The 8,073-nt window shown below is 46.5% G+C and carries 11 protein-coding genes and 1 tRNA gene; 7 read left to right on the forward strand and 5 right to left on the reverse strand.

The genetic code is table 11. The features are described from left to right. Nucleotides 1–389 precede the first annotated feature (389 nt). Nucleotides 390–466: transfer RNA gene (locus ADIS_RS11870), tRNA-Asn, on the forward strand. A gap of 218 nt (nt 467–684) precedes the next feature. On the opposite strand, the gene ADIS_RS11875 is transcribed toward ADIS_RS11870, so the two are convergent. Further along, entirely contained in the window at nt 685–2,007 is a 1,323-nt protein-coding gene (locus tag ADIS_RS11875) for a hypothetical protein (protein WP_010854763.1), read from the reverse strand. After that, a complete protein-coding gene (locus ADIS_RS11880; RefSeq protein ID WP_035805767.1) occupies nt 2,000–2,572 on the reverse strand; it encodes an RNA polymerase sigma factor in 573 nt (190 codons plus the stop codon). The genes ADIS_RS11875 and ADIS_RS11880 overlap by 8 nt, the downstream gene beginning before the upstream one ends. A 147-nt stretch (nt 2,573–2,719) precedes the next feature. Between ADIS_RS11880 and ADIS_RS11885 the strand changes: the two genes are divergently transcribed. The 6 genes from ADIS_RS11885 (at nt 2,720) to ADIS_RS23565 (ending at nt 6,888) form a co-directional block, all read left to right on the forward strand. Beyond that, the gene (locus ADIS_RS11885; RefSeq protein ID WP_010854766.1) at nt 2,720–3,427 is read left to right on the forward strand and encodes a methyltransferase family protein; all 708 of its coding nucleotides are present in this window, start codon (nt 2,720–2,722) and stop codon (nt 3,425–3,427) included. A gap of 252 nt (nt 3,428–3,679) precedes the next feature. Next, nucleotides 3,680–4,306, forward strand: coding sequence for a hypothetical protein (locus ADIS_RS11890; protein ID WP_010854767.1), 627 nt, complete (start codon nt 3,680–3,682; stop codon nt 4,304–4,306). Between the two features lie 7 nt (nt 4,307–4,313). After that, the gene (locus tag ADIS_RS11895; protein ID WP_010854768.1) at nt 4,314–4,745 is read left to right on the forward strand and encodes a hypothetical protein; all 432 of its coding nucleotides are present in this window, start codon (nt 4,314–4,316) and stop codon (nt 4,743–4,745) included. Between the two features lie 300 nt (nt 4,746–5,045). Continuing rightward, a complete protein-coding gene (locus tag ADIS_RS11900; protein ID WP_035805764.1) occupies nt 5,046–5,777 on the forward strand; it encodes an SIMPL domain-containing protein in 732 nt (243 codons plus the stop codon). A gap of 20 nt (nt 5,778–5,797) precedes the next feature. Continuing rightward, on the forward strand, nt 5,798–6,784 hold the full coding sequence (locus ADIS_RS11905; protein ID WP_010854770.1) for a metallophosphoesterase family protein: 987 nt from the start codon (nt 5,798–5,800) through the stop codon (nt 6,782–6,784). Beyond that, entirely contained in the window at nt 6,766–6,888 is a 123-nt protein-coding gene (locus tag ADIS_RS23565; protein ID WP_262493040.1) for a hypothetical protein, read from the forward strand. The genes ADIS_RS11905 and ADIS_RS23565 overlap by 19 nt, the downstream gene beginning before the upstream one ends. An 18-nt stretch (nt 6,889–6,906) precedes the next feature. Here ADIS_RS23565 and ADIS_RS11910 read toward each other — a convergent pair whose 3' ends face one another. The 3 genes from ADIS_RS11910 to ADIS_RS11920 all read right to left on the reverse strand — a co-directional run bounded on the left by ADIS_RS11910 (nt 6,907) and on the right by ADIS_RS11920 (nt 7,752). After that, nucleotides 6,907–7,152, reverse strand: a complete 246-nt coding sequence (locus ADIS_RS11910) for a hypothetical protein (RefSeq protein WP_010854772.1) — start codon at nt 7,150–7,152, stop codon at nt 6,907–6,909. 138 nt (nt 7,153–7,290) lie between these two features. Beyond that, complete coding sequence (locus tag ADIS_RS11915; protein WP_010854773.1) at nt 7,291–7,467, reverse strand: hypothetical protein; 177 nt, start codon at nt 7,465–7,467, stop codon at nt 7,291–7,293. A gap of 63 nt (nt 7,468–7,530) precedes the next feature. Further along, nucleotides 7,531–7,752 (reverse strand): hypothetical protein, encoded by a 222-nt coding sequence (locus ADIS_RS11920; protein ID WP_155907417.1) that lies wholly within the window; start codon nt 7,750–7,752, stop codon nt 7,531–7,533. Nucleotides 7,753–8,073: the final 321 nt, after the last annotated feature.

Raw genomic sequence — 8,073 nt, forward strand, 5'->3', positions numbered from 1 at the left:
GGATACGCTACCGGACTGCGCTACACCCCGAGATTTGTTGTTTAATTTCTTCAATCCATTTTCAGGATCTGAGCCGACGACCCTCCTGACACCGTCAGGATACGCTACCGGACTGCGCTACACCCCGAGGTTATATCTTTATGGAATGCAAAAATAGTATAAATTCAGAAAATTAAAAATTTGACCTTTAGATTTCGTGAACTGTAAACAGCTGCTTTTCCCCAAACTAGTGAAATAGAACGACCACACAAAATAAATGCTTGATTAAGAGGCCATATAATTTCGTAGTATTGGGTCATCTTCTTTTTTTCACCGGGTAATTTGGAAAAAAATAAGGAACCTGTTATGTTTGCATCACGAAAAACGGGGACGCCAGTTTTCGATCTACTTCCTCCTTAGCTCAGTCGGTTAGAGCATTTGACTGTTAATCAAAGGGTCCTTGGTTCGAGCCCAAGAGGAGGAGCCAGGTCAACAAAAGAGGTCAGAAATGACCTCTTTTGTCTTTTTATATACCTCCAATTCTTGCTGAAACTAGGTTTTTATACTGCAAGTGCCGATCACTTTTTTATTGACAATCGGTTAATGCCGCTAATTCAACTTGGTTTATATTAGTCGAAATCAGTCCCAAGATCTGTTTATATTTTGCTAACTCCCTACACAACAGTTAAATTTCCCTATTCCGAGTTATCTCCCCAACCGAATATTAACCCCAGCACCGACTTCTATCCCATGCATTCTATCTTTAATCAAACCGGTTCGGGATAGCGGTAACCAGTAATGACTTCGCAGAAAAAACCCAAAACGGTTTCGCAGTAAGTAGTTAGTACCGATTCCAATCTTGGCATGGCTTAGCCTAAACTTCCGTACACCTTTGGTGGCATATTGGTACTCCTCCACGCTGTTGTTTTGAACTTCATACGTAAAGTTCTGGCGAGAAAGCCAATTGCCTACTATACCTACGTTGCTTTCAAAGCTGAAATGGTTGAAATAGGGACTTCTCCACCTTAGCTCCACCGGAAAAAACCATTGCCTGTTGGTAAAATAAATCTCATCCAGAATCAGTAAATTCTGCGGAAAGTCCGGCAAGGAAGCGATGATGTCAGTTCCCAACGACATAATTTCTTCGTCGTCCAATTCGCCCTCTACTTCGTTGCGAATGGCACCTGCATAGATGCCCCAGCCGCTTTTCCATTCCAAACCCAGGCCGACCGTTTGCTGAAAGGGTGTATAATACTCCACCAATCGGCTAATGGGAAACAAGGGGGAAGTGCCCAATTCTATATGAACCGCGGGTCTGTTGCGGACAGGGACAGGAGTTTGGTTGAGGTTGCTCGTATCTCCCACGGCGGTTTCCCGCTGGGCGCGCATAAAATAGGATTCTTCGACTGCTTCATCGGAGGGGCTACCCAAAGGGGAGGGATTGGATCCCATCGGCTTAGTCCCGGTGCTTTCACTCTTTTTGGGGGTACCGGAAAAATCGGCTCCTTGGGCAAGTGAATCAGCACCTATTGAATCGACTGCCATGGGCGGTGTTTTCTGACCAGGCGTACCCACGCCATCTCTACGCAGATCGCTCGTCTGGTCTGCTTCTCCGACCGGCTGCTTTTCAATGTCTCTTTCTGCAAGGTTCTGATCGATTTTAGGGGTACTCAATGACGGAAGAGATCGAAAGGAGTTGGTTTCGTTTATGTAAAGTTGTTTATGCAGGTAGATGGTATCCACGATGTATACCGTATCGGTCCGGTACAGGGTGTCTATCTTGTGCTGAGTGGCCAATGGGGGGACTTGACCCGATTGCTTGCTTGGGGTGCTGATCAATATCCAGCTTAGGGTACCTAAGAATAGTAAACTCGCATACATGTAGGGCATTGCCCAATGCCTCCAGATAGGCAGTCGGGTGCCGTGAAGCTTGTTGGAGAAGTTATTCCAAGCGTCGTCAGCATCAGGAGCCCCGAGCTGCTCAAGCTTTGCTTTTATCTTCTGCTCGAATTGACCTCGTTTATCCATGTTGCTGCCTTCTTATTGTGTTTATTTTTGCCATGGCCTGCTGCATTTTGATTTTCGCCTTTGCGTAATTGGATTTGGAAGTTCCTTCTGAGATACCCAGCTCTTCGGCGATCTCCCTATGATTGTAGCCTTCCACTGCATAGAGTAAGAATACGGACCGATAGGCGGGGCTGAGTTTTTGCACCAGTGCCAATATTTCCTCTGCACTTATTCTGTCCAGAACACCCTCGTCAAAGGTAGAGGTGGGTTCTATCTCGCTGTAGTCCTCGTGACGGTCTTCGAAGCGCTTTGTCCGCCGTATATGGTCAATGGCACTATGGACGAGAATTCGTCTTACCCATCCCCCAAAACTCCATTCAGGAGCATAGTTGGCCAGCTGCGTGAAAACCTTGAGCATGCCTTCATTTACCACCGATTGAGCTTCGGTTAGGGATTGGGTATACCTACGCACTATACTTATGGCCAGCGGGTACACCATCTTAAACAATCGCTCCTCAGCCTTCCGGTTGCCTTTTAAGCAAAGGTGGATCACATCTAGCAGCTCTTTTGAATCGGGTAAATTCATCTTATAAGCATCACGTTTCAAGTCCGTCATTGGTTGCCTGTAAAAATATTTTTTTACAGGCAATCATTTACCCCATCAAGCGCGTGATGTCAAAAAAAAATAGGTTTGGCGGATTTTCCGCCATCTTTCAACAAAAAAACTAAACCGATGGCATTGCACACGGAATTTCAACAGCAGGGAAACTGGCTATTTAGGCGTAGGAGTTATCTACCTATCGGACTTTTAGCCGTTGGATTGTTGGTTTATTTGCGAAAGGTACACCATCCTACGGAGTTTCCCCTGTATGAATCCGCTTTCCAGGCGTATTATATGTATGCTGCCATTTGTGTCAGTATGCTGGGGTTGATCGTTCGGATTTTCACAGTAGGGTTTAGCCCAAAGAACACACCGGGAAGAAATACGTCTGAGGGTCAGGTGGCGGATACCCTGAATACAACCGGAATATACTCACTGGTGCGGCATCCCTTGTACGTTGGGAATTTTTTTATGTGGTTTGGGCCGGCACTGATGACTACGCACCTATGGTTTATCATCGCCTTCACTTGCATTTACTGGATTTATTACGAACGAATCATGTATGCCGAGGAACAGTTTTTGTACGGGAAGTTTGGAGTTAAATTTTCCAACTGGGCGAAGGAGGTTCCGGCGTTTATCCCCAAAATGAGCGGATTTGAAAGTCCGAATGTTTCATTCAGCTGGAAGAAAGTCTTGAAAAAAGAAAAAATGGGGTCTCGGCACTGTTTTCAACTATCTTTCTTTTTGACCTGTTGGGGAGCATGTATCGAGGCTCTTTTCAGGCAGATCCTCTCTTGGCTGCCCTCGTCATTAGGAGTGCCGTGGCATACCTCATTCTAAAATACTTGAAATACAACACCACTTTGCTGGAGGAAGATGATCGGTAAAGCATGGTTTACAAGGGAGGTATGTCCAATTATTCGATCGTTGCAGGTTACATGCAAATGGGATTGTTGTCAACCATAGCGAGGAAATGGCTTTACCTAAGGGATTATGAATAATCGCAAAAAAATACCTTAGAAAGATTTTGAGGGAGGCAACCCTCTCCGGAATGTCGGGCGTAATGCAAGTGAACTAAACAAACTACTTATCATGAACAGAATAATTTTGATTATCCTTTTGATTTGGGGTTCGGTGCCCAAACTGTATGCCCAAGAGGCACCCGAGACCCTGTTTGGAAACAAGCTTTCCATATCAAATTTCGGGGTGTTTGTAGATCCTGGATTTCAGGCCACCCAAATTGCGGGTGAAAGTGCCGGCTTCTTCCTTTTTAGGGGTGGCATCGTGGTCAACGATAAGTGGAGCCTAGGCGGTTTTTACGGACAAATGATACAGGACATCCGCCCCGCATCCTTTGACAACCTGCTTCCGCCGCAGGCGCACATGGACTCCTACCAAGCGGGAGGTTTCATCGAATACACCCTGCTATCGTCCAAAGTGGTCCACCTCACATTTCCATTGGCTTTGGGAATGATGGAGCTGGAGATCGATGAAGAAGGAAGGAACTTCGACTACGAAGAGGCCAAGACCTTCTTTGTTGAGCCGGGTGCCCAAATCGAAGTGAACCTGCATCGCTTTGCCAGACTGCACGCCGGATTGGGTTATCGTATGATGGGGGCTATGATTCAGAACTCTCCTGGGGTACCTGAGACTGGAAGCAACCTGACCCTTCAAGTCGGGCTGAAGATGGGGGTGTTCAATTTCCGTCAATTAAAATAACATGCAAATGACAAGGTTCATAACATTGTTCCTATTGATTGGCTTGGTATCCTGTAATTTGTACAACAGCGGTTCGCTGGAGCCGGAGTCCGTTACATTGCAACAATCAGATCCAGGATCGCTAGTAGCGCAGCTTATAGCTGCCAGTGAACTGACAGTGGCCACGTTTATTGAAGATGGGAGGGACAAAACGGACGAATTTTCTGGATTCCGCTTTGATTTCCGAAGCGACGGAACAGTCATTGCCACCCGGGGCGAAGAAATCGTTTCCGGTACTTATCGGGTATTTCGCGACGACGGCAAGACGGAGCTAAGCATGTGGTTTCCTGCCCGCTTTCCTTTCTATGAGCTTTCGGACGACTGGTATTTCCGGAGTAAGGATGAAAGTCGGATTAATTTCGATGACGACGATGACCGGCTGGTGTTAGAATTCTTGTAGAAATTCCCATCACGAAGTTGGATTATTCACAGGCGACAGGCAGATGCTTGTCGCCTATTTCTTTTTCTCCCCTAGGCCATCACTCTTCTTTGGATAGACCCATAGGTGGCGCTCTCCCCATTGCTGCGGCCAAAATAAATCCGGTTTGGATCCACCATTAACGACATTTTATACGTAACTTGACGCTAGGGACGTATTATCAGGAAAACGGGCACCAGCAAAGAAGGAGACTCATTTGTACTGTGGGCAATTTCCCGACGGATAAGTTTGGACGACGCGACCATCAAAGAACAACTAAAAATGAAACGACACCTTACCGCTATCATCCTCGCCGCTGCCGTGATCGCTTCATCGGCGATCTTGGGCAATGCCTTTATGAACCGTAACAAAAAGACCGGAACCGTGGATGTCACGGGGCTGGGGCAGAAGGACTTTCTGTCCGACCTGGTGGTCTGGGAAGGAAACTTCAGCAGGGAAAGCAGGGACATTTCCATCGCCTACGGCGAACTGGAAAAAGATCGGCAAAGTGTTTCAGCCTATCTGATCGCCAAGGGCATCCCCAAAGAACAGATCATCTTCAAAGCCGTAAATACGAATCCAATTTACCAGCAAAACTACAGTGCTGCGGGCAACTACATGGGGCAGACTTTCCTTGGCTACGAGCTAAACCAAAGCCTGCAGATTGAATCAAAGGAGGTGGATAAGGTGGAACAGATTTCCCGTGAAATCACCGAGTTGTTATTGCAGGGGGTTAAATTCTACTCCCAACCACCACGCTACTACTACACCCAATTGGAAAGCCTCAAAATAGAGATGATCTCACGGGCTACCGAGGATGCCAGGCTTCGCGCTGAAACCATCGCCCAAAACTCCGGTTCAAAACTCGGCAGGCTCATATCCGCCAACATGGGCATTTTCCAGATCACGGGGCAAAATTCCACCGAGGATTATTCTTGGGGCGGCACGTTTAATACCAGCTCAAAAGCCAAAACAGCCTCTATTACGATGAGGTTGAGTTATGCGGTAAAATGATTTAGGGTAGTTTCTCTACCATGGAATCCTTCGTGGATGGCCTTTTTTTCTCCTTAGGGCGTAAGGAGTATGGTTCCACTTATTACTTCCACATGCTGCGCGGTTTGTTAGTATTTCTAGGGGTATGGCAACAGGTTGCCATCGGTAGTTTTCTACACGCCCAAACTGTTTCCCAACCCGGAGATCGGTTTTCGGTTGCCTTTCTCACCGATATTCATTTACAGCCCGAACGCCGGGCACCCATTGGATTTCAAATGGCGATTGATAAGGTAAATGAGTTGAATCCGGATTTTGTCATCAGCGGGGGAGATCAGGTGTATGACGTGATGCGGGGCAATCTGGGTAGGGCAGATTCTCTTTTTCAGCTATACACGGAGATGAGCAAGGGGTTTAACATGCCCGTATACAATACGGTGGGTAACCATGACCTGTTCGCCATCTATCCGGAAAGCCCCGAGGACGAAAATCATCCCGACTATAAATTTGGCATGTACCGCCGCTACCTCGGAGACACCTATTATTCTTTTGACCATAAAGGTTGGCATTTTATCGTGCTAAACTCCCTGGGAGTCACCGAAGATAAAAAGTACAAGGCCGAGGTTGACAGTGCCCAATTGGCTTGGCTGGAGGCGGATCTCCTTGGGGTGGACCTGCGCACACCAATCGTCATGGTGACCCATATTCCACTGGTCACCGCGAGGGGTATCGTTACGGGTAATCCGGCCGGACACCACGTCATCAACAGTGCCGCGGTGTTGGCGTTGATGGAACAACATAACCTGAGATTAATTCTTCAGGGGCACATTCATTGGAAGGAACATGGACAGGTAAATGATCGCTTTGAGTATCTTACCGGAGGATCCATTGCCGGCAACGGATGGAGGGGAAGGCGCCATGACACCAAAGAAGGGTTTGTATTGATCCGGATTGACGGCGAAGACCTCTCTTGGGAATACATAGACCACGGATGGGAGGCAGAACGGCTTCGATGGGAGAACCGGAAATAAAAAGGCAGTTAGGGGCAGAAACGCCAAGGCCGGACAACGAACAGGAGGCCGGACTGCCCATAAAAAAGCCCAAGCCGGTGGGCATGGGGCTTTCTGAACCTTAGGAAAAAGCGGCTGACTTCTTATTGATCGCGCAAACCTTCGAGGGCTTCTATCACCAAAAAGTCGTCGGTGTTTGACCGGCCTTCTGTTTTTTCCTCATCAATTTGAGAAGGGAAAGAGCCATTCTTTAGGTGCTCTTGATACACAGAGGAACTTTCATGAAACATGCCCCGTCCGGGGAAGTAAAAGACATGGTCGCCCTTCTTGATTTTTGTTTTGGTCTGTATACAGATACCTTCATGCTTCGCGTCAATAAACTTTCCCATATCCGCTTATTAGTATGTCGTTTGGGCACCGGGCTTCTCCCTGATGTCCAACTAAAAAGGTCAACATTAAATTGAATTTGCACAGATTCCCCGCCCATACATAGTGTTATGGGGAATCACGCGGAAAAAACGCTGAGCTTACTCAGCGTTTTTGATGTCTTGAACTTCTTTTCGAATGTCCTGTGCCAAGTTTTTTAGATCCATCATGGCCTTTCGGATACGCGTGCCAGCAGCTTTGTTTTTGGCGCCATAAAATTTCTCAAAGTCGGCTTCAATGCCGTCTACCAGGTCTTTCACTTCTTTGAATCTGCTCATTGTAAAATCGGTTTTTTGGTTAATTTGATTGCTCTATTTTCTAAAGTTAATTAAAATTCTCAATTAGCGCATTAATTTGGATTCATTTGCCCCTAAATTTTTACCGACCTGCGCCCTCGTTTTTAACGCTTCAGCACCGGCACAAGCTTTACTTTTACTTTTGCAAGCAAAGGAAACGATAAAAATGCCAGTGAAGTGCCAAATAATGCATTTCAAACGAATCCCCCGTTTTAAGTTGGATAAAACTTTACTTGACAAAAACGGTGCCTTTTTTTGGGATTGCATGGATTTTTTTACCGGGTGCCGCCTTTTGGAAAAAAAAACCCCCGCCATCCTCTGTTGGGCGGGGAATTTCACTCGGTTCTACTACAACCGTACACCGGATTATCCTGATTTTTTCTTTGCTTCCTGTTTGGCCTTTTTGTCTGCCCTCTTCTCTATCAGGCTTTTGGCGGCTTTCTTTTTGGGATCCTTTTTTTCCCCTTTGTCCTTGCTCATAATGTGTAGGAGTTAGGGAGAAAGGTACAAATAATTTCGGCAAATTACCATTTTATCCTACAGGAACAGCGATTACGCTTAAAAATAATTGGTCTGTAAATTAATCGA

Origin of the sequence: Lunatimonas lonarensis, assembly GCF_000390185.1 — a bacterium.
Taxonomy (GTDB): Bacteria; Bacteroidota; Bacteroidia; order Cytophagales; family Cyclobacteriaceae; genus Lunatimonas; species Lunatimonas lonarensis.